Source organism: Streptomyces sp. NPDC038200 (assembly GCF_055600785.1).
Window position 1 is genome coordinate 166,176 of the sequence record NZ_JBVJYH010000019.1, and the last position, 20,900, is coordinate 187,075.

Here is a 20,900-nt window from a genome sequence, read left to right on the forward strand (position 1 = left end):
CCGGAGCCGGAGTCTCTGAACGAGCGCCGTCGCACGCGGGCAGGCATGATCGGACGACGGGAACCTCGTCGTCCCGGAGCAGAGCCGCGACCGGCCCCGCACCCATGGTGGTGCCCGGGTCGGACCGGCCCCGAGCCAACGGAGGAAGCCGCAATGGACGAGCACTACGTGTGGGTGACGACGCGCCGCCTCCAGCCGGGCACGCTGGCGGAGTTCGAGAGCGCATGGCGTCCGTCCCCCTCCCCGCAGGGCATGCGCCGCGCCTACGCGTACTGGTCCGAGGACGGCCGGGAACTCACCGGCGTGTCGTTCTGGGAGTCCCGGGACGCCTGCGACGCCTGGCGGTCCTCCGAACCGGAGGCGCAGCGGCGGGCGGCCATGGCCCCGTACGTCGTGGAGGAACACGAGGGCTTCTACCGCGGCCGCGAACTCACCCTCCCGCACGCCGAGCACGGGTGAAGCGGGCCGGCATGAGCGAGATCGTCGTCATGTACGAGCCGGACCGGCAGGCGGCGGCCGACGGGGAGCGGCAGCCGCGCCGGGTGCACGCGGCCCCCTCGGCCCCCGGCAGGTCCGGCGCGGCGGGCCCGCGCACGCTCTGCGGCAAGGACACCTTCGCCATGGAGCCGGCTCCCGCGCCGCCCTCCGGCACCCCTCGCACCTCTTGGTACCCCGCCGAGTACGCCTCCCTGGTCTGCCAGGACTGCGACGCCGTGATGGAGATCTGACCGGCCGCCCGGCGATGACACCCGGCTTCCCCTCGGCGAAGTGAGCCGGCGCGGGCGCGGGGCGTCGTACTCTCCCTGCATGCCGCTCGCCCTCACCGTCCTCGGTACCGCCTCCCCGCACCCCGGCCCCGACCGGCCCTGCTCGGGATACCTGCTGTCCGGCGGTGGTGCCGAGGTGTGGGTGGACGCGGGGCCCGGTACGTTCGCCGCGTTGCAGCGGCACACGGACCCTGCCCGGCTCACCGCGATCTGGATCTCGCATCTGCACGCCGACCACAGCGCCGATCTGCTCTCCGCCGCCTACGCCTTCGCCTTCGGCGGCATGACGCCGCACGCGCCGATCCCCGTGTACGCGCCGCAGGACTGCGCGCGGCGCCTCGCCGGCTTCCTCGGCCGGCCGGACGTCGACTTCCTCAAGGACGTCTTCGACTTCCGGGCGCTGTACGACGGTCATGACGTCCGGCACTGGAACCTCCGGCTGACCGCCCGCGCCGTCGCCCACGACACCGAGGCGTACGGGTTGCGCGCCGAGTGCCAGGGCAGCGTGCTGGCGTACTCCGGAGACAGCGGGCCCTGCCCCGCGCTCACCGAACTCGCGCTGCGGGCCGATCTGTTCCTGTGCGAGGCGGACCTCGACGGGCATCGCGAAGGCGAACACCCCGGGCAGGTCCATCTGACCCCCGAGGACGCCGGCCGTATCGCCCGGGACGCGCGCGTGCGCGAGCTGCTCGTCACCCATGTCGGGCCCACGCTCACCCGTGAGGCGGCCACCGAGCGCGCCGCCGCGGTCTTCGGCCGGCCGACGTTCACCGCCGTGGAGGGCGACATCCACGGCGTCTGACGCCGCGTCCGGCTGCCCGCCCCGGCGCGCGTCGGGGTGCACGCCCCCATGCCCGCCCGCACGCACGTCCGACTTCCTTTGTCAGAGGCATTGACGAAACACCGGCCCCCTCCTACCGTCGACGCGTCGTACTCCGTACGTCATATATGAGACGCGATATGTGAGATCCGAGAGGGCCGCATGACCTCTGTGCCCACCCCGATCCCGTCCCGCACGCAGTACGTGCTCGACGCGATCAAGCACCGCATCCTCACCGGCGTGCTGACACCCGGTCAGGCCCTGGTAGAGACCGAACTGGCCGCGCAGTTCGGGGTGTCCAAGACCCCGGTGCGGGAGGCGCTGAAGACCCTCGCCGGGACCGGTCTGGTCGTGATGAGCCAGTACAAGGGCGTCACGGTGCGCATGGTGGACGCGGACATGGCGCGCGAGGTCTACGACGTGCGGCTGCTGCTGGAACCGGAGGCCCTGCGCCGGGCCGTCACACGGGGCGCCTCCCTCGACGCCGCCCGCGACGCGCTCACCCGCGCCGACCACGCCACCGACACCGCCGAACGCTCGCTCGCCAACCGGGAGTTCCACCGCGCCCTCTACCTGCCGTGCGGCAATCCGCTGCTCGGCCGGATGCTGGACGAGGTCCGCGACCAGGCCGCCCTCGTCTCCGCCGTGGCCTGGGCCACCGACCCCTCCTGGGAGCGGGAGGCCGCCGAGCACCGGGAGATCCTGCGGCTCGCGCTGGACGGTGACGCGGCCGGCGCCGCGAGCGCCCTGCACGCCCACATCGCGTCCTTCGTACGCCGTGCGTTCCCCGAGCTCCCAGAGGAAGGTCAGCAATGAGCAGCGTGACGTTCGAGACCCAACGGGCGGCCCTGGCCGACGTGGTGGCCATCCCGGTGACCCCCTTCGCCGAGGACGGCTCCGTCGACACCGGCGCCCACCGGGCCCTGCTGCGTCGCCTGCTCGACAGCGGGATCGGGACCCTCACGCCGAACGGCAACACCGGCGAGTTCTACGCCCTCACCCCCGAGGAGCGCCGCCTGGTCACCGAGTCGGCCATCGAGGAGACCGGCGACCGTGCCGCCGTCCTGGTGGGGGTCGGGCACGATCTGCCCACCGCCGTCGCCTCCGCCCGGCACGCCCGCGACCTCGGCGCCGGGATGGTCATGGTCCACCAGCCGGTGCACCCCTACGTCTCCGCGGCCGGCTGGGTCGACTACCACCGCGCGATCGCCGAGGCCGTCCCCGGGCTGGGCGTGGTCCCGTACATCCGCGACGACCGGCTGCCCGGCGCCCGGCTCGCCGAACTCGCCGACCACTGCCCCAACGTCATCGGCGTCAAGTACGCCGTGCCGGACGCCGCCCGGTTCGCGGCCTTCGCCCGGGACGCGGGACTGGACCGCTTCGTCTGGGTGGCCGGCCTCGCCGAGCCCTACGCCCCCTCCTACTTCTCCGCGGGCGCCACCGGCTTCACCTCCGGGCTCGTGAACGTCGCCCCGGCCGTCTCGCTGAACATGATCGAAGCGCTCCGGTCGGGTGACTACCCGGCCGCCATGAAGATCTGGGAACAGATCCGCCGCTTCGAGGAACTGCGCGCCGCGCACGGCAACGCCAACAACGTCACCGTCGTCAAGGAGGCCCTCGCCGCCCTCGGCCTGTGCCGCCGGGACGTCCGCCCGCCGAGCAGGCCGCTGCCCGAGGACGAGCGCGCCGAGGTCGCCGCCATAGCCGCCGGGTGGTCCCTGTGAGGAGCCCGGAGCAGCTCAGGAGCCACCAGTGGTACGGCACCGACGGACTGCGCTCCTTCAGCCATCGCGCCCGCACCCGCCAGCTCGGCTATCTGCCCGAGGAGCACCTCGGCAAGCCGGTCATCGCGATCCTCAACACCTGGTCCGACATCAACCCCTGCCACGTCCACCTCCGCGACCGCGCCCAGGCCGTCAAGCGCGGGGTGTGGCAGGCGGGCGGCTTCCCGCTCGAATTCCCGGTCTCCACCCTCAGCGAGACCTTCCAGAAGCCGACCCCCATGCTCTACCGCAACCTGCTCGCGATGGAGACCGAGGAACTGCTGCGCTCGTACCCGGTGGACGGCGCGGTGCTCATGGGCGGCTGCGACAAGTCCACGCCCGCGCTGCTGATGGGCGCCGCCTCCGCCGATCTGCCCGCCGTCTTCGTGCCGGCCGGCCCCATGCTCCCGGGCCACTGGCGCGGGGAGGTCCTCGGCTCCGGCACCGACATGTGGAAGTACTGGGACGACAAGCGGGCCGGCCTCATCGGCGACTGCGAGCTGGCCGAACTGGAGAGCGGCCTGGCCCGCTCGCCCGGCCACTGCATGACCATGGGCACGGCGTCCACGCTCACCGCCGCCGCCGAGGCGCTCGGGGTGACCGTGCCGGGCGCCTCCAGCATCCCGGCGGTGGACTCCGGGCACGACCGGATGGCCGCGCGGGCGGGCCTGACCGCCGTCGACCTGGTCCACCGGGACCGCAGGCTGTCCGGCATCCTCACCCGCGAGGCCTTCGAGGACGCCGTCACCACCGTGCTCGGCCTCGGCGGCTCCACCAACGCCGTGATCCATCTGATCGCCATGGCCGGCCGGGCGGGCGTACGGCTCACCCTGGACGACTTCGACCGCATCGCCCGGACGGTCCCGGTGCTGGCGAACGTCCGGCCCGGCGGACAGACGTATCTGATGGAGGACTTCCACTTCGCCGGAGGGCTCCCCGGGTTCCTGTCCCGGATCCCGGACCTGCTCCACCTGGACCGGCCGACCGTCTCGCACGACACCCTGCGGGAGCAGCTGGCCGGTGCCCGGGTCCACCACGACGACGTCATCCGCCCCCGGGACAACCCGGTGGCGGGCGAGGGCGGGGTCGCGGTGCTGCGCGGCAACCTCTGCCCGGACGGCGCGGTCATCAAGCACATCGCCGCCGAGCCCCGCCTGCTCGCGCACACCGGCCCGGCCGTCGTCTTCGACGACTACCGGACCATGCAGCGCACCATCGACGACCCGGCGCTCGGTATCACCGCCGACAGCGTGCTGGTGCTGCGGGGCGCCGGCCCCAAGGGCGGACCGGGCATGCCCGAGTACGGCATGCTGCCCATCCCGGACCACCTGCTGAAGCAGGGCGTGCGGGACATGGTCCGGATCTCCGACGCCCGGATGAGCGGTACGAGCTACGGCGCCTGCGTCCTGCACATCGCGCCCGAGTCGTACGTCGGGGGCCCGCTGGCCCTCGTCCGCACCGGCGACCTCGTCACGCTCGACGTCGCGGCACGCACCCTCCGGCTGGAGGTGGACGACGACGAGCTGGCACGCCGCAGGGCGGAGTGGACCCCGCCGCCCGCCCGGTACGAGCGCGGCTACGGCGCGCTCTACAGCGAGCAGATCACCCAGGCGGACACCGGCTGCGACTTCGAGTTCCTCGCCCGGCCGGGAAAGGTGCGGGACCCCTACGCGGGCTGAGCCGCCCCCCTCCGACCGCGAACTCCTGTGGTCGGGATTTCGAACATCGATCGGAAAGCGCTTCACCGAGAACGGAGAACAGTCATGGCCCAAGCCGCAGCCGTGGCGAAACCGGCCGCGCCACCCCGGCGGCGCCGTGCCTCCGCGACCCCGCGCAGGCTGCCGTACCTGCTGATCGCCCCCGCGGCCCTGCTGATGCTGGGCTTCATCGCCTACCCGGTGCTCAGCGTCTTCTACTACAGCCTGCGGAACCACAACCCCACCAAGCCGTGGCGGAACGGCTTCGCGGGCCTCGACAACTTCACCCGGGCCTTCGCCCACGACCCCCAGTTCTGGGACACGCTGACCTTCAGCGCCAAGTGGGTCGTCGTCGAGGTCGCGCTCCAGCTGCTGTGCGGACTGGCGCTGGCGCTCATCGTCAACCAGACCTTCGCGGGACGGGCGCTGGGCCGCGCGCTCGTCTTCTCGCCCTGGGCCGTCTCCGGCGTGCTGACCTCCGCCATCTGGGTGCTGCTCTACAACTCCCAGACCGGCATCACCCGGTACCTCGCCGACGCGGGCATCGGGTCCTACGGCACCAGCTGGCTCTCCGACCCGTCGACGGTCTTCCCGGCGGCGGTGGTCGCCGATCTCTGGCGCGGCGTCCCCTTCTTCGCGATCCTCGTCCTCGCCGACCTCCAGTCCGTCTCCAAGGACCTGTACGAGGCCGCCGAGGTCGACGGGGCGAGCCGGCTCCAGCGGTTCCGGCACATCACCCTGCCGCACCTGAAGGACACGATCGTGCTGTCCACACTGCTGCGCGCGGTGTGGGAGTTCAACAACGTCGACCTGCTCTACACCCTCACCGGCGGCGGCCCCGCGGGCGAGACCACCACCCTCCCGCTGTACATCGCCAACACCAGCGTCGACGCCCACAACTTCGGCTACGCCTCCGCCCTGACCACGGTGGCGTTCGTGATCCTGCTCTTCTGCTCGATCGCCTATCTGCGCCTGAGCAAGTTCGGAGGCGAGTCCACGTGATCACCGAGATCGCTCCCGCACCCGAGCGCGTGACGGCCGAGCCCGCCCGGCCCGGCCGGCGGCACCGCGCCCGGGACGAAGCGCCGCGCTGGCAGATCTACGTCCCCCTGACGGCCTACCTCCTCTTCACCCTGATCCCCTTCTACTGGATCCTCCTCTTCGCGCTCCGCCCGGCCGGCTCCACCTCCCTGGTCCCCTGGCCGATGACCTCCGAGCACTTCGAGAAGGTGTGGACCGAGCGCGGCTTCGGCACCTACTTCACCAACAGCGTCTACGTCGGCCTCGCCACGCTGCTGCTGACCACCGTCGTCGCCCTGGCCGGCGGCTACGCCCTCGCCCGCTTCGACTTCCGCCTCAAGCGCGGCTTCCTGCTGGCGCTGCTCTGCTCCCAGTTCGTGCCGGGCGCGCTGCTGCTGGTGCCGCTGTTCCAGATCTTCGCCGGCCTGCGGATGATCAACTCCCTCGGCAGCGTCGTCCTCGCCGAGACCGTCTTCCAGCTGCCGCTGTCGATGATCCTGATCAGCGGGTTCATCCGGAACGTGCCGTACTCCCTGGAGGAGGCCGCCTGGGTGGACGGCTGCAACCGGCTGACCGCCTTCCGGATCGTCGTCCTGCCCCTGCTGCGGCCCGGGTTGATCGCCGTCGGCTCCTTCGCCTTCGTGCACGCCTGGAACCACTTCCTGTTCGCCCTGATGTTCCTCTCCGACCCGAGCAAGCAGACGATCCCGGTCGGCCTCAACACCCTGATGAGCGCGGACAGCGTCGACCTGGGCGCCCTGGCGGCGGGCGGCATCGTCGCGGCCGTACCCGTGGTGATCGTGTTCGCCTTCATCCAGAAGTGGCTGATCACCGGGTTCAGCGCGGGGGCGGTGAAGGGATGACGCCCGTACCCCTCGTCCTGGCGGGCGCGCGCGGGCACGGCCGCCGGCACCTGGAGAACATCCGCCGCCTGCAGGCCGCGGGAGCCGTACGGCTGGCCGGGATCTGCGAACCGACCCCGCTGACCGCGCGGGAGATCCCGGACGGTCTGGGCACGCCCCGGCAGTCGGCCGACCTCGGCGCGCTCCTGGACGCCACCGGCGCGCGGATCGCCGTGCTCTGCACACCGATCCCGACCCACACCGACCTGGCCCTGACCGCCGCCGCGCGCGGGGTGCACCTGCTGGTGGAGAAGCCGCCCGCTCCCTCCCACGCCGAGTTCCGCCGGATGGCCGACGGGGTCGCCGAGGCCGGGGTGGCCTGCCAGATCGGCTTCCAGTCGCTGGGCTCGGCCGCCGTGCCCGCCATCCGCCGGCTGCTCGCCGAGGGCGCGATCGGCGAGGTCACCGGGGTCGGCGGGGCAGGGGCCTGGGCCAGGGACGAGGCCTACTACCGGCGGGCGCCCTGGGCGGGCCGGCGGCGGCTGAACGGCACCGACGTCATGGACGGTGTCCTCACCAACCCCTTCGCGCACGCCGTCGCCACCGGACTGGCCCTGCTCGGCACCACCCGCGCCGACGACGTCACCGGCATCGAGACCGAGCTGCTGCGCGCCAACGCCATCGAGTCCGACGACACCTCCTGCGTCCGCGTCCGCACCCCGCGCGGACCCGTCACCGTCGCGGCCACCCTGTGCGCCGAGCGGCCCGGGGAGCCGTACCTGCTGGTGCACGGCAGCGGCGGCCGGATCACCTTCTGGTACAAGCAGGACCGGGTGCTGCTCCAGCGCACCGGCCACGGCCCGGAGGAGACCGAGCACGGCCGCACGGACCTGCTGGAGAACCTGGTCGCGCACGTGCGGAGCGGTGCCGCGCTGCTGGTCCCGCCGGACGCCACCGGTGCCTTCATGCGGGTGGTCGAGGCCGTCCGGACCGCCCCGGACCCGGTGCCGCTCCCGGACCACGCCTGGCGGCTGCTGCCCGCCGAGCACCGCCGGGTCGTGCCCGGTGTCGACGGCCTGGTCGCGGCGTCCGCCGAGACCCTCGCCCTCTTCTCCGAACTGGGCGCGTCCTGGGCCCTGCCGAGGGAGGCGAGCACCCGATGACCTCCCCCGACAGCCTGGTCCTGCGGGTCGCGGGCCGCCCGGTCGCCCGCTACCTCGCCCGGCCCGAGCTGCCCGTCCGGCTCGCCCCGCGCCCCTTCCTGCACCCCGTCACCACCCTGGCCGGCACGGCGGTCACGGAGGCGAGCCCCGCCGACCACGCACACCACCTCGGCGTCGGTGTCGCCGTCCCCGACGTCGAGGGGCACAACTTCTGGGGCGGGAGGACCTTCGTCCGCGGCCGGGGGCCGACCGAGCTGGACAACCACGGCACCCAGCGGCACACCGGTTTCCAGCTGCGCGACCCCGACGGCTTCGTGGAGGAGCTGCGCTGGGTCGCCGCCGGGGCCGAACTGCTGCGCGAGCGCCGTACCGTGGCGGCCACCGGACTCACCGGCACCGCCTGGGCGCTGGACCTCACCCTCTCCCTCACCAACACCACCCGCGACGCCCTGTCGATCGGCAGCCCCGCCACCAACGGGCGGCCCGGCGCGGCCTACGGCGGTTTCTTCTGGCGGGCCCGCAAGGAGCGCGAGGCACCGGAGGTGTTCACGGCCGACCGGGACGGGGAGGCACGGGTGCACGGCACCCGCGCCGACTGGGTCGCGCTGGCGGGCGCCGGCTGGACGCTGGTGTTCGCCGGCGCCACCGGCGAGACCCGCCGGGACCCGTGGTTCGTCCGGGCCGCCGAGTACCCGGGCGTGGGGTCCTGCCTGGCGCACACCGAGCGGCTGACCGTCGCGCCCGGCGAGACCGTCGTACGCCGGATCGTCACCGTCGTCGCCGACGGCCGGCCGACGCGGGACGAGGCGGCGGCCCTGGTCCGCAAGGCGGTGGCCCAGTGACCACCCCCGGCACCTACACCAACCCGGTCCTGGACGCCGACTGGTCCGACCCGGACGTCGTCCGCGTCGGCGACGACTTCTACCTCACCGCCTCCAGCTTCGGCCGCGCCCCGGGCCTGCCCCTGCTGCACTCGCGGAACCTGGTCGACTGGACGCTCGTCGGGCACGCCCTGGAACGCCTGGAGCCGGCGGAGGAGTTCGCGCGGCCCCGGCACGACCGCGGGGTCTGGGCGCCGTCCATCCGGTACCACGACGACCGCTTCTGGATCTTCTGGGGCGACCCGGACCAGGGCATCTTCCAGGTCAACGCACCCGGGATCAGGGGCCCTTGGACCCGCCCGCACCTGGTCGAGGCGGGCCGGGGCCTGATCGACCCCTGCCCGCTGTGGGACGAGGAGACCGGCGAGGCCTACCTCGTGCACGCCTGGGCCAAGTCCCGCTCCGGCGTCAAGAACCGCCTCACCGGCCACCGTATGCACCCCGAGGGCACCTCGCCGCTCGACGAGGGCGAGGTGATCGTCGACGGGGACCGCGTCCCCGGCTGGTTCACCCTGGAAGGACCCAAGCTCTACCGGCACGACGGCTGGTTCTGGATCCTCGCCCCCGCCGGGGGAGTGGAGACGGGCTGGCAGGGCGCGTTCCGCTCCCGCGGGTTCTTCGGCCCGTACGAGGAGCGGATCGTGCTGGAGCAGAAGGACACCGACGTCAACGGGCCGCACCAGGGCGGCTGGGTGCGCACCGCGGCCGGCGAGGACTGGTTCCTGCACTTCCAGCAGCGCGGCCCCTACGGCAGGGTGGTCCACCTCCAGCCGATGCGCTGGGCGGCCGACGGCTGGCCGGTGCTGGGCGAGGGCGGCGCCCCCGTCACCGTGCACCGGCGGCCCGCCCTGCCGCCGCAGCCACCCGCCGCGCCCGCCACCGACGACGCCTTCCCCGGCGGCCGGTACGGCCGGCAGTGGCAGTGGACCGCCAACCCGGGCGACGGCTGGGCCACCCACCACTCGGGGGACGGTCTGTGGCTGGCCTGCGTCCGTTCCGCCGACGCCCACGACCCGCGGAAGCTGCCGAACGTCCTCACCCAGCGGCTGCCCGGCCGGCCGGGCACCGTCGAGGTCGAGCTGCGGCTGGACGGCACCGAACCGGGCGCGCGGGCGGGGCTCGTGGTGCTCGGGGACGCCTTCTCCTGGATCGGGCTGGAGCGTGGGGCCGACGGGACGGTCCGGCTCGTGCACCGGTTCGCGGAGACGGCCGCCGACCGGGAACGGGACGCCGCGCCGCCGTGCGCCGCACCCGAGGGGCGGGCGCGGCTGCTGATCGAGGCCGGGCCCGGGGCGCGGTGCCGGTTCCGGTACGACCTCGGGCACGGCCCGTGCTCCTCCGGACCGGTCTTCGCCGCCACCCCCTGGCGCTGGGTCGGCGCCCTGCTCGGCCTGTTCGCCGTCGCCCCCGAGGGACCGGGGCACGCGGGGTCGGCGACCTTCACCCGGTTCCGGATCACCCCCCGCTGAGCCCCGCACCTTCCCCTCTCCGTTGGATCCAGCAGAAGAGAGCCGACCGATGACACACAGCATCCGCACCCGCAGAACCAGGCGCGCCGCCCTGGCCGTCGCTCTGGGCTCCGTCCTCACGCTGACCGCCTCCGCCTGCGGTGACGACGGCAGCGGCGGCGCGGGGGACACGGGGGACGAGGGATCGGGCAAGGGCACGATCACCTTCTGGGACAACAACGGCGGTGTCCGCACCGACGTCTGGAAGCAGATCATCGCCGACTTCGAGCAGCAGAACCCCGGCATCAAGGTCGAGTACGTCGGTGTGCCCGCCGCGAGCGTCCAGTCCAAGTACGACACCGCCATCCAGGGCGGCGGCCTGCCGGACGTCGGCGGTGTCGGTACGGCGATGCTGGCCGAGGTCGCCGCGCAGGGCGCGCTGGAGCCGCTGGACGGCCGGCTCTCCGGCAGCCCGCTGAAGGGCGAGCTGAACACCAAGTTCCTGGAGAGCGTGCGGGCCGCCGGCGGCGACGGCAGGACGTACACCGTGCCGACGTCCGCGAACAACGGCACCCTGTGGTACCGGACGGACCTGTTCGACGCGGCCGAGCTGGACCCGCCCACCACCTGGACGAAGTTCTACGCGGCCGCCGACAAGCTCACCGACCGGGGCAGGAACGCGTTCGGATACACCCTCCGCGGCGGCGAGGGCTCCATCGCCCAGGCCCTGGACGCCCTGTACGGGCAGAGCGGGATCACGTCCTTCTGGCACGGCGACCGGACCACCGTCAACGACCCGAAGAACGTGGCCGCGCTGGAGAAGTACGTCGGCCTGTACAAGAAGGACACCCCGTCCGCCGACGTCAACAACGACTTCACCAAGATGGTGGCCCAGTGGGACTCCGGCACGATCGGGATGCTCAGCCACAACCTGGGCTCCTACGCCGACCACGAGAAGGCGCTGAAGGGCAGGTTCAAGGGCGTTCCCAACCCGACGCTGGACGACGGGACACGGGTGCAGGTGTCCAACCCGGTCGACGGGCTCGCGCTGTTCAAGTCCGGCAGGAACAAGGCCGCCGCGTGGAAGTTCATCGAGTTCGCCGCCTCGCACGCCGCCAACAGCAAGTGGAACCGGGTCGCGGGGCAGGTGCCGGCCAACACGGAGGCGGCGGGGGACGCGTGGGTGCGGGCCTCCGAGCCGACGAAGCTCGCCGCCGAGGCGTTGGCCGGGTCCCGCACGAAGATCGTGCAGTTGCCCTACTACCTGCCCGACTGGAACACCGTCTCCAAGGCCGACAACGAGCCGAACTTCCAGAAGGTGCTGCTGGGGAGGCTGAGCGCGAAGGAGTTCCTGGACACGCTGGCCGACCAGCTGAACGAGGCACAGGCCGACTGGAAGAAGAACCACTGAGAGCCCGGGCGGTCGCCGTCGTCGGGGGCCGCGGGTCCGTTGCGGCCGCGCGCGCCCCCGCGGCGGAGCCACATGCCTTGTGCGGCCCGGCGCCCCCGGACCGCGGCCGCCCGAGCCCCGTACCCGCCCCCTGGACCACCTGACCACCCCCGTACTGCTGAGGAGACCCGCACCGTGCGTACCCAGAGATGTCATGGACGTGTCATTGCGACGGTCGTCGGCTGCACGGCCCTCGTCCTCGCCGCCACCGTCACCGCCACCGCCTCCGCCCGGCCCCGGCACCCCGACCTCGCCCACCAGACCCTCGCGCCGAACGACGGCTGGGCCGCCTCCGGCACCGGCACCACGGGCGGCGCCGCCGCCGACCGCGCGCACGTCTACACCGTCAGCACCTGGGACGCCTTCAAGGCCGCCCTCGCCGACGGCGGCAGCGCTCCCAGGATCATCGAGGTGAAGGGCACCATCGACGCCGACGGGCCGGACTGCGCCGCGTTCGCCGCGCCCGGGTACGACTTCGCCGCCTATCTGAAGACCTACGACCCGGACGTGTGGGGCCGGACGAAGAACCTCGACGGCGAGCCCGACGACAGCCCCGAGGGACTGCGGCGCGCGTCCGCCGCCCGCCAGGACGCCTCCATCAAGGCCGACGTCCCCGCCGACACCACGATCGTCGGCATCGGCCGGGACGCCGGTCTCAAGGGCGCGAGCCTGCGGATCAAGGGCGTCGACAACGTCATCGTGCGCAACCTGCGCTTCGAGAGCCCCCTCGACTGCTTCCCGCAGTGGGACCCCACCGACACCGCCGACGGCAACTGGAATTCGGAGTACGACAGCGCCGTGATCCACGGGTCGACCCATGTGTGGATGGACCACGACACGTTCACGGACGGGGACCACCCCGACAGCACCCTGCCGTCGTACTACGGCCGGATCTACCAGCGGCACGACGGCGAGCTGGACATCGTCCAGGGCGCCGACCACGTCACCGCCTCCTGGAACGTCTTCGAGGACCACGACAAGACGATCCTCGTCGGCAACAGCGACAGCGCCGCCACGGCCGCCGTCGACCGCGGTCATCTGAAGGTCACCTTCCACCACAACCTGTTCCGGAACCTGGTCGAGCGGGCCCCGCGGGTCCGCTTCGGGCAGGTCGACTCGTACGACAACCACTTCGTCGCCGGCGCCGGCTACTCCTACAGCTACGGCATCGGCATGGAGTCCCAGCTCGTCGCCGAGCACAACGCGTTCACCCTGCCGGACGGCGTGCGGGCCGGGTCGGTGTTGAAGAAGTGGAAGGAGGCGCCGGTCACCGCCGCCGACAACTACGTCAACGGCGAGCCGACCGACCTCGTCGCCGTCCACAACGCCCAGGTGCCCGGCGAGATCCTCCGGTCCGGGGCCGGCTGGACGCCGTCCCTGCGGACCAGGGTGGACCGGCCGCGGGCGGTCCCCGCACTCGTCGACCGCCACGCGGGCGCCGGACGCCTGCGCTGACCCGGGTGACGGGGGCCGCCCCCCGCTCCGGTCCCCTCACAGCCCCTCCGCGGAGCCGTATGCGAAAGGAACGCAGCCGTGCCCCTGTCCCGACGGGACCTCCTCACCGCGAGCGCCGGAGCCGCCGCGCTCGGCCTCGCCCCCGCCCGTGCCGCCGCCGGACCGCGACCGTTCGGCCGGTACGGCTCCCCCGCACGCCGCCTCACTCCGAGGACCCTCTACGTCGACCCGCACGGGCGCGGCGACTTCACCACCGTGCGGGCCGCGGTGACCGCCGCCACCGGCAGCGGCCGGACCCTGGTCATGGCCCCCGGCACCTACCGGGAGACGGTCGCCGTCGACGCCGGCCGTACGGAGGCGACCTGGATCGGCGCCTCCGAGGACCCCCGGGACGTCGTGATCGTGTACGACAACGCGGCCGGCACCCCCAAGCCCGGCGGCGGCACCCACGGCACCACCGGATCGGCCACCACGACCGTGCAGGCCGACGGGTTCACCGCGCGCTGGATCACCTTCGCCAACGACTGGCTGCGCGCCGACCACCCCGGCGTCACCGGCACCCAGGCCGTCGCCGTCAAGGTGCAGGGCGACCGCGCCGCCTTCCTGCACTGCCGCTTCCTCGGTCACCAGGACACCCTGTACGCCGACTCCACGGCCCTCGGCGTCTTCGCCCGCCAGTACTACGCGCACTGCCACATCGAGGGCGACGTCGACTTCGTCTTCGGCCGGGCCACCGCCGTCTACGAGCACTGCCGCTTCCGCACCCTGAACCGCACGGACCTGGCGGCGGCGCCCTACGGCTTCGTCCTCGCGCCCTCGACGGCCGTCGCCGGCCCGCGCGGATTCCTGGTGACCCACGGCCGCGTCACCAGCGAGGCCCCGGACGCCTTCTACAAGCTGGCCCGTCCCTGGGTGCCCGGCTCCGACCCGACGGCCCGCCCGATGCTCACCGTCCGCGACACCTGGCTCGGCCCCGGCATCGACGCCGTCGCCCCCTACACCGACATGTCGGCGGCCCACCCCTGGCAGCAGCAGCGGTTCGCCGAGTACCGCAACACCGGCCCGGGAGCGGCCGTGACCGTCCCGGAGAACCGGCCGCAGCTCTCCGACACCGAGGCCGCGTCGGCGACCCGCGAGACCTGGCTCGGGAACTGGGCGCCTTGGAAGGAGCACTGAAGAAGGATCACCGCCGGACCGGCCCACCGCACCGACACGGCGGCCCGGTCCCGGCCCACCACGGCACCGTCCGCGGTGACCGCGCCCTCGGTCCGTCTCCGCCGCGGCGTGCAGGCGTTGTCGGACGGCGGCCGGGTCAAGGGGGCGTCATGGTGTGCTCATGCGCGGGCAATGCCTCGACCGCCGCTCCCGTATCGATCGGATAACAGGCCTCGCCGTGTGGGTTGTGATGCGCGTAGACAGTGTTTGACCTGGTCTATCAACCATCCATCAGATCCGGAGAATCCATGCGGAAGTCCCTCAAGGCGGTCGCCGCCGGCGCCGCCTGTGTCGTCGCCGGGGCGGCGCTGTACGGCGCGGGCGCGGCCACCGCCGGTCAGTCGACGGCCAACTCCACCCACGAGCCCTACAACATCGGGCAGTTGGTGAAGGACATCGACACCTACTACGGCACCACCGCCGACAGCGACGGCGTCTACCGGGCGTCGAAGGACAGCCCGTACGCCAAGGACCTGGCGCGCATCGACGGCGACGCCAAGCGCTACATCGACAAGGCCGCCCGCAAGGCGCACCACCGGGGCGAGAAGCCGGCCGTCGTCTTCGACATCGACGACACGCTGCTGCTCAGCCTCGACTACGAGAAGCGCTACAATTACACGTACAACGCCACCACGTGGAACGACTACGTGAACAAGGCCGACCGCCCGGCCGTCTTCGGCAGCCCGGAGCTGGTGCGGTACGCCGAGTCCAAGGGCGTCGAGGTCTTCTACAACTCCGGTCTGAGCGAGGCCCAGCGCGCCGGCGCGGTGGAGAACCTGAAGAAGGTCGGCGCCGATGTGAACCTCGACGCCGGCCACATGTTCCTCAAGGACAAGGCCAACCCGCCGGCCTACCTGAAGGACTGCGCCACCCCGGGCACCTGGAACTGCACGACGGTCCAGTACAAGGCCGGGACGCGCGAGCACATCGAGGACGACCTGGGCTACGAGATCATCGCCAACTTCGGCGACCAGTACTCGGACCTGGACGGCGGTCACGCCGACCGCACGTACAAGCTGCCGAACCCGACGTACTTCGTCGGCTGAGCCCGTCCGGGCAGGCGGCCGGCGGCCGCTCGCACCCGGCTCCCGTCACCGGCGGCACCGTGCCGTGACGGGGGCCGGCGGGCGTCTCACGCGTGCCCTTCGGTCCCTTCCGCGCCGTTGCGCGCATGCACGGCGAAGTCACCGGTCACCGCATGCGCTCGCCCTCCGGCCGTACCGGTCATGACGTAGCTGTCGGCGCCCGCGTCCCGTCCTCCGCGCGCGTGGTCGTACTGCCCCGCGAACACCCACTCGCCCGCCGGGACCGTACGCCCCTCCTTCAGTGTCCACGTGTAGACGACGAACCCGTCCTTCTCCACGACGCGCTGCCGGAAATCGCCCTCCGGCAGCGAACGCCAGGCGCCCGTGGACGTCACTCCGCCGGTCTGCGCGACCTTCAACTCCACCGTCAGGGACGTCAGTCGCTCGGAGGTCCTCAGCGTCAGATCGCTCTGCGCCCAGAAGTCGTTGCTGTGCGGGTCCACCGAGCCGTCCGACCACAGCGGGCCGTCCCGCTCGGCACGTGCCGCCGGCGGCTCGGCCGAGGCGGTGGCCTCCGGGGTGCGGGGCGGGGAGGAACCCGGAGCGCGGGACGGCTGACCGGCGGACCCGCTGGGCGCCGGGTCCGCCGAACGGACCGGCGGCCGGGGCGTGTCCGGCTCCGGCGGCCCGGTCGTGGGGGTGGGCGGGACCGCCACGGTCTGCCGGGCCGGCGGTTCGTCCTTCACCGCGGACGCCACCGCGTAGCCCCCGACGGCGAGCACCCCCGCCACGGCCGCCGTCGCGGCGGCCACCCGGAGCCAGCCGGCCACCGGCGGCCGCGCGTCCCGGTGGCCGGGGCGCGACCGCTCGGCCATACCGCGCTCCACGCGGGCCAGGATGCGCGCGCGGTCGGGTTCGTGGGCCCCGGCCGCCTCGTGCAGCCGGGCGCGCAGCTCGTCGTGCACGTCCTGCCGCCTCATCGGTTCGTTCCTCCGCTCACGCCGCCCCGGGCCGCCATCGCCGCGTGCACCCACCGCGGGTCGCCCTGCGGGCCGAGCAGCCGCTGGAGTTCGGCCATGCCCTTGGACGTCTGGCTCTTCACCGTACCCACCGAGATCCCCAGTGCGAGCGCGGTGTCCTTCTCCGACAGGTCGAACGCGTGCCGGAGCACCACACACGCCCGTTTCCGGAACGGCAGCCTGCGCAGCGCCTCCTGGACGTCCACCACGCCGGCGACGTCCGGGTTCTCGGTCCTCTCCTCGGCGTGTGGCCAGAACAGCGCGATCCGCCGCCGTTCGCGCACCGCGCTGCGGATCCGGGTGCGGGCCAGGTTGGCGACGACGCCTCGCGCGTACGCCACCGGACGGTCGGCCGCGCGCACCCGGTCCCAGCGGTGCCACAGCGCCAGCAGGGCGTCCGCCGCCAGGTCGTCGGCGGCGTCCGCCTCCCCGGTCAGCAGGTGGGCCAGCCGGGAGAGTTCGGCGTAGTGCCGTTCGAAGAAGGCACGGAACTCCGCGGAGGCGGCGTCGTCGACGACTGTGCCCACGGGTGACCTCTTCTCGGTGCGGCTGTGGGTGTCATGCGAATGACATGCGAGGGTCCGGAGGAGGGGCCGGACGGAGATCCGGAAGCGTAGCAGTGATCGTTTCGTGTCCTCGTGCGGGGGGCCGGACGCCGTATGGCCGACCGAACCCGAGGACGTAACACGGAGAAAACCTGAAACAGGTCCGACGAGGGAACAATCCAGCCAGCATCCGCACGCCGATCACCAGGTGACGAGGAGTGGGACCATGTCCGTCGACCGGTACTTCAGGATCTCCGAACGGGGATCCACCCTCGGGCGCGAGATACGCGGCGGCTTCGCCACGTTCTTCACCATGGCCTACATCCTCGTCCTGAACCCGATCATCCTGGGCAGCGCCAAGGACAAGTACGGTCACACCCTGGACACCGGCCAACTGGTCACCGCCACCGCGCTGGTGGCCTGTGTGATGACGGTCCTCATGGGCGTCGGCGGCAACCTCCCGCTCGCCATCGCCGCCGGCCTCGGCCTCAACGCCGTCGTCGCCTTCCAGCTCGCCCCGCTGATGAGCTGGGCCGACGCGATGGGCCTGGTCTTCCTCGAAGGCGTCGTGATCTGCGTACTGGTCCTCACCGGTCTCCGGGAAGCCATCATGAACGCGATCCCGCAGCAGCTGAAGCAGGCCATCGGCGTGGGCATCGGCCTGTTCATCGCCTTCATCGGCTTCGTGGACGCCGGGTTCGTCAGCCGGATCCCGGACGCCGCGCACACCACCGTGCCGGTCCAGCTGGGCGCCGTCGGCCGGCTCACCGGCTGGCCCGTGCTCGTCTTCTGCCTCGGTGTGCTGCTCACCATCGCGCTGCTCGCACGCAAGGTGAAGGGCGCGATCCTCATCAGCATCGTGACGATGACCGTCGTGGCGATCGTCGTCGACGCCGTCGCCGACATCAAGAGCTGGGGCCTGACCACGCCCAAGGTCCCCGACAGCGTCGTCGCCGCCCCGGACTTCGGGCTGATCGGTCACTTCAGCCCGTTCGGCGGCTTCGCCGAGGCCGGCGCCCTCACCGCCGTCCTGCTGGTCTTCACCCTCATCCTGTCGGACTTCTTCGACGCCATGGGCACGATCGTCGGCATCACCGCCGAGGCCGGCCTGCTGGACGAGCGGGGACAGGTGCCCGGCATCGGCCGTGTGCTGTTCATCGACGGCGTCGCGGCCGTCGCCGGCGGTGTCGGCTCGGCCTCCTCCAACACCGCCTACATCGAGTCCGCGGCCGGTGTCGGCGAGGGCGCCCGCACCGGCTTCGCCAACCTGGTCACCGGCGGGCTCTTCGGTCTCGCCCTCTTCCTCACCCCGCTGCTCACCATCGTCCCGCTCCAGGCGGCGGCGCCCGCGCTGATCGCCGTCGGGTTCCTGATGATGACGCACGTCAAGCACATCGACTGGGACCGCTACGAGATCGCCGTCCCGGCGTTCCTGACGATCGCCGCGATGCCGTTCACGTACTCCATCACCGACGGGATCGGCGCGGGTTTCGTCTCCTACGTCGTCGTCAAGACGGTGCTGGGGAAGGCGCGGGAGGTCAACTGGCTGCTGTGGGGGGTCTCGGCGCTGTTCCTCGTGTACTTCGCGATCGACCCCGTCGAGCAGATCCTCGGGGTGAGGTGAGGGACGCCGCGCGATCGGCCGCGGCCGGTCCCCGGCCGATCGCGCCCGCGGTGCGGAGCCGACTGCCGGCACCGCACCGCGTCCCCCTCGGGGGGCCGCCCTACTTCACCGCGGCTTCCATCATCGCCTTCGCCACCGGCGCCGCCAGACCGTTGCCGCTGACCTCCGACCGTGCCGCGTCCGACTGCTCCACCATCACCGCGACGGCGACCTCCTTGCCGTTGCTGTCGGACTTGCCGTAGGAGGTGAACCAGGCGTACGGCGTCTTGCTGTTGTTCTCGCCGTGCTGAGCGGTACCGGTCTTGCCGCCGACGGTCACCCCGTCGATCAGCGCGTTCGTACCGGTGCCGTCCTTCACCACCGTCTCCATCGCCGACTGGAGCTGCTCGGCGGTGCCGGAGCTGATGATCTCCTCGGAGCCGGCGTCTTCGTCGAAGTCCTTCACCACATCACCGCCGCTGTCGGTGATCTGCGACACCATATGCGGGGAGACCAGCTTGCCGCCGTTGGCAATGGCCGCGGACACCATGGCCATCTGGAGCGGGGTCGCGGTGACGTCGAACTGGCCGATGCCGGACAGGCCGGTCTGCGCCTTGTCCATGCCGGAGGGGTAGACGCTCGGGTAGGCCCGCACCGGCACGTCCTGCTCCTGGTCGTTGAAGCCGAACTTCTCGGCCATCTCCCGCACCTTGTCCTGGCCGAGCTGGACGGCCATGTGACCGAAGACGTTGTTGCAGGAGTAGCGCAGGGCGACCCGGATCGAGGCGTTCTCGCACGGCGCCGACTTGCTCTCGTTCGGCAGCTCGCGCACCGTGCCCGGCAGGACGTAGGGGTCCGGGCTGTCGGTGGGGTCGTCCACGTTCTTGTACAGCCCGTCCTCCAGTGCGGCGGCCGCCACCACCAGCTTGAACGTGGAGCCCGGCGGGAGCGGCTGGCGCAGCGCGCGGTTGGTGAGCGGCTTGTCCTTGTCCGCGTTGAGCTGCTTCCAGGCCCTCCCGGCCGTGCCGGCGTCGGTGAGCGAGGAGGGGTCGTACGACGGTGTCGAGACCACCGCGAGGATCTTGCCGGTCCTCGGGTCGATCGCGACGGCGGCGCCCTTGTTGCCGCCCAGGGCGCGGTAGGCCGCCTTCTGCACGGCCGGGTCGATCGTGGTGAGCACGTTGCCCGGGTCGGCGCGCCGCCCGGTGACGGTGTCCATCACGGTCTTCAGCTGGGTGTCCGTGCCGTTGAGCAGGTCCGTGTAGATGCCCTCCAGCTGCGTGGGGGCGTAGGCCTGCGAGGCGTACCCCGTCACCGCCGCATACAGTTCACCGTCCTTGTACGTCCGCTTGTACGCGAGGTCGCTTCCCTTCGTCCGGGCCGAGCCGGTGATCGCGTCCCCGGCCACGATGATGTTCCCGAGGGGCCGCGAGTACGTCGCGATCACGTTCCGCCGGTTGTCGTTGTCGTCCGCGAGGGCCTGACCGTCGTAGAACTGCAGCCATGTCGCCCTGACCAGCAGGGTGAGCACGAGCAGCAGCGCGAAGACGGACGCCCGCCTGATCGTCTTGTTCATCCCGCCCGGAAGACGAGCGGAACGGGGTGATCGTTCCCGTACGGCCGGATTTCTCATCGGGCGTTCAGGAAGCCGGCCGCGCCCGCCCCGATCGGCGCCCGGCCGCGTCCCCGGACCCCCGTCCCCGGTCGGCGGTCAGCGGTCCAGGATCAGCACGACCTCCTCGATGTCCCGGCCCCGGGCGTTCGCGAACCCCCGCGCCCGGGCCGTCTCGCGGAACCCGCACTTCTCCAGCACGCGCAGCGAGCCCGCGTTGTCGGCCGCCGCCCGTGCGTACAGCGGCCGGTCGGGCACCTCGGCGAGCAGCGCCCGCAGGGCCGCCGTCGCGACTCCCCGGCCCCAGCAGGCGCGGTCGATCCAGTACGTCACCTCGCGCCCGCCCGGCTCGCCGTAGACGGCGGCGTTGCCCACCACCCGCCCGTCGGCCAGCACGGTGCGCGGCACGGCGTCGGACGCCCGGAGCCGCTTCCACCAGGCGTCGAAGGCGGCCCGGTCCCCTTGGTCCTCGGGACCGAACGCGGCCACCCGCAGGGCCACCGGGTCGGTCATCTGCCGGAAGAAGGCCGGCAGATCGTCGTCCTCCACGGCACGCAGCACGATCTCCATGTGCC

Annotated in this window: 20 protein-coding genes; 16 read left to right on the forward strand and 4 right to left on the reverse strand. The window is 72.5% G+C overall.

Going from position 1 to position 20,900, the window contains the following annotated elements:
- Nucleotides 1-153 precede the first annotated feature (153 nt).
- The 15 genes from ACZ7KF_RS31800 (at nucleotide 154) to ACZ7KF_RS31870 (ending at nucleotide 15,567) form a co-directional block, all read left to right on the forward strand.
- Nucleotides 154-459, forward strand: coding sequence for an antibiotic biosynthesis monooxygenase (locus ACZ7KF_RS31800; protein ID WP_471082704.1), 306 nt, complete (start codon nucleotides 154-156; stop codon nucleotides 457-459).
- Nucleotides 460-470: 11 nt separating this feature from the next.
- Nucleotides 471-728, forward strand: a complete 258-nt coding sequence (locus ACZ7KF_RS31805) for a hypothetical protein (protein ID WP_471082707.1) — start codon at nucleotides 471-473, stop codon at nucleotides 726-728.
- Nucleotides 729-807: 79 nt separating this feature from the next.
- Nucleotides 808-1,569, forward strand: coding sequence for an MBL fold metallo-hydrolase (locus ACZ7KF_RS31810; RefSeq protein ID WP_471082710.1), 762 nt, complete (start codon nucleotides 808-810; stop codon nucleotides 1,567-1,569).
- Between the two features lie 180 nt (nucleotides 1,570-1,749).
- Nucleotides 1,750-2,403 (forward strand): GntR family transcriptional regulator, encoded by a 654-nt coding sequence (locus tag ACZ7KF_RS31815; protein ID WP_471082712.1) that lies wholly within the window; start codon nucleotides 1,750-1,752, stop codon nucleotides 2,401-2,403.
- Nucleotides 2,400-3,311, forward strand: coding sequence for a dihydrodipicolinate synthase family protein (locus ACZ7KF_RS31820; RefSeq protein WP_471082714.1), 912 nt, complete (start codon nucleotides 2,400-2,402; stop codon nucleotides 3,309-3,311). Before ACZ7KF_RS31815 ends, ACZ7KF_RS31820 begins: the two co-directional genes overlap by 4 nt.
- Nucleotides 3,299-5,029 (forward strand): L-arabinonate dehydratase, encoded by a 1,731-nt coding sequence (araD, locus tag ACZ7KF_RS31825; protein ID WP_471082716.1) that lies wholly within the window; start codon nucleotides 3,299-3,301, stop codon nucleotides 5,027-5,029. Before ACZ7KF_RS31820 ends, araD begins: the two co-directional genes overlap by 13 nt.
- Nucleotides 5,030-5,113: 84 nt before the next feature.
- Entirely contained in the window at nucleotides 5,114-6,049 is a 936-nt protein-coding gene (locus ACZ7KF_RS31830) for a carbohydrate ABC transporter permease (RefSeq protein ID WP_471082718.1), read from the forward strand.
- Entirely contained in the window at nucleotides 6,046-6,930 is an 885-nt protein-coding gene (locus ACZ7KF_RS31835) for a carbohydrate ABC transporter permease (RefSeq protein ID WP_471082720.1), read from the forward strand. Before ACZ7KF_RS31830 ends, ACZ7KF_RS31835 begins: the two co-directional genes overlap by 4 nt.
- Entirely contained in the window at nucleotides 6,927-8,072 is a 1,146-nt protein-coding gene (locus ACZ7KF_RS31840; protein ID WP_471082723.1) for a Gfo/Idh/MocA family protein, read from the forward strand. Before ACZ7KF_RS31835 ends, ACZ7KF_RS31840 begins: the two co-directional genes overlap by 4 nt.
- On the forward strand, nucleotides 8,069-8,914 hold the full coding sequence (locus ACZ7KF_RS31845) for a DUF6807 domain-containing protein (protein WP_471082726.1): 846 nt from the start codon (nucleotides 8,069-8,071) through the stop codon (nucleotides 8,912-8,914). Before ACZ7KF_RS31840 ends, ACZ7KF_RS31845 begins: the two co-directional genes overlap by 4 nt.
- Nucleotides 8,911-10,422: a glycoside hydrolase family 43 protein gene (locus ACZ7KF_RS31850; protein ID WP_471082729.1), complete on the forward strand. Its 1,512-nt coding sequence runs from the start codon at nucleotides 8,911-8,913 to the stop codon at nucleotides 10,420-10,422. Before ACZ7KF_RS31845 ends, ACZ7KF_RS31850 begins: the two co-directional genes overlap by 4 nt.
- A gap of 49 nt (nucleotides 10,423-10,471) precedes the next feature.
- Nucleotides 10,472-11,812: an ABC transporter substrate-binding protein gene (locus tag ACZ7KF_RS31855; RefSeq protein ID WP_471082732.1), complete on the forward strand. Its 1,341-nt coding sequence runs from the start codon at nucleotides 10,472-10,474 to the stop codon at nucleotides 11,810-11,812.
- 174 nt (nucleotides 11,813-11,986) lie between these two features.
- Nucleotides 11,987-13,306 carry a pectate lyase family protein gene (locus ACZ7KF_RS31860; RefSeq protein ID WP_471082735.1) on the forward strand — a complete coding sequence of 440 codons (1,320 nt, stop codon included), beginning with the start codon at nucleotides 11,987-11,989 and terminating at the stop codon, nucleotides 13,304-13,306.
- A 78-nt stretch (nucleotides 13,307-13,384) separates the two neighbouring features.
- On the forward strand, nucleotides 13,385-14,482 hold the full coding sequence (locus ACZ7KF_RS31865) for a pectinesterase family protein (RefSeq protein ID WP_471082738.1): 1,098 nt from the start codon (nucleotides 13,385-13,387) through the stop codon (nucleotides 14,480-14,482).
- 287 nt (nucleotides 14,483-14,769) lie between these two features.
- Nucleotides 14,770-15,567: an HAD family acid phosphatase gene (locus tag ACZ7KF_RS31870; RefSeq protein WP_471082741.1), complete on the forward strand. Its 798-nt coding sequence runs from the start codon at nucleotides 14,770-14,772 to the stop codon at nucleotides 15,565-15,567.
- Between the two features lie 86 nt (nucleotides 15,568-15,653).
- Here ACZ7KF_RS31870 and ACZ7KF_RS31875 read toward each other — a convergent pair whose 3' ends face one another.
- On the reverse strand, nucleotides 15,654-16,526 hold the full coding sequence (locus ACZ7KF_RS31875) for a hypothetical protein (protein WP_471082744.1): 873 nt from the start codon (nucleotides 16,524-16,526) through the stop codon (nucleotides 15,654-15,656).
- Nucleotides 16,523-17,092 carry a SigE family RNA polymerase sigma factor gene (locus ACZ7KF_RS31880; RefSeq protein WP_471082747.1) on the reverse strand — a complete coding sequence of 190 codons (570 nt, stop codon included), beginning with the start codon at nucleotides 17,090-17,092 and terminating at the stop codon, nucleotides 16,523-16,525. The genes ACZ7KF_RS31875 and ACZ7KF_RS31880 overlap by 4 nt, the downstream gene beginning before the upstream one ends.
- 244 nt (nucleotides 17,093-17,336) lie before the next feature.
- Here ACZ7KF_RS31880 and ACZ7KF_RS31885 point away from each other — a divergent pair, with 244 nt between their 5' ends.
- Nucleotides 17,337-18,734, forward strand: coding sequence for an NCS2 family permease (locus ACZ7KF_RS31885; RefSeq protein WP_471082749.1), 1,398 nt, complete (start codon nucleotides 17,337-17,339; stop codon nucleotides 18,732-18,734).
- 100 nt (nucleotides 18,735-18,834) lie between these two features.
- Here ACZ7KF_RS31885 and ACZ7KF_RS31890 read toward each other — a convergent pair whose 3' ends face one another.
- The gene (locus tag ACZ7KF_RS31890) at nucleotides 18,835-20,289 is read right to left on the reverse strand and encodes a peptidoglycan D,D-transpeptidase FtsI family protein (RefSeq protein WP_471082752.1); all 1,455 of its coding nucleotides are present in this window, start codon (nucleotides 20,287-20,289) and stop codon (nucleotides 18,835-18,837) included.
- Between the two features lie 135 nt (nucleotides 20,290-20,424).
- Complete coding sequence (locus tag ACZ7KF_RS31895) at nucleotides 20,425-20,895, reverse strand: GNAT family N-acetyltransferase (protein WP_471082755.1); 471 nt, start codon at nucleotides 20,893-20,895, stop codon at nucleotides 20,425-20,427.
- Between the last annotated feature and the right edge of the window lie 5 nt (nucleotides 20,896-20,900).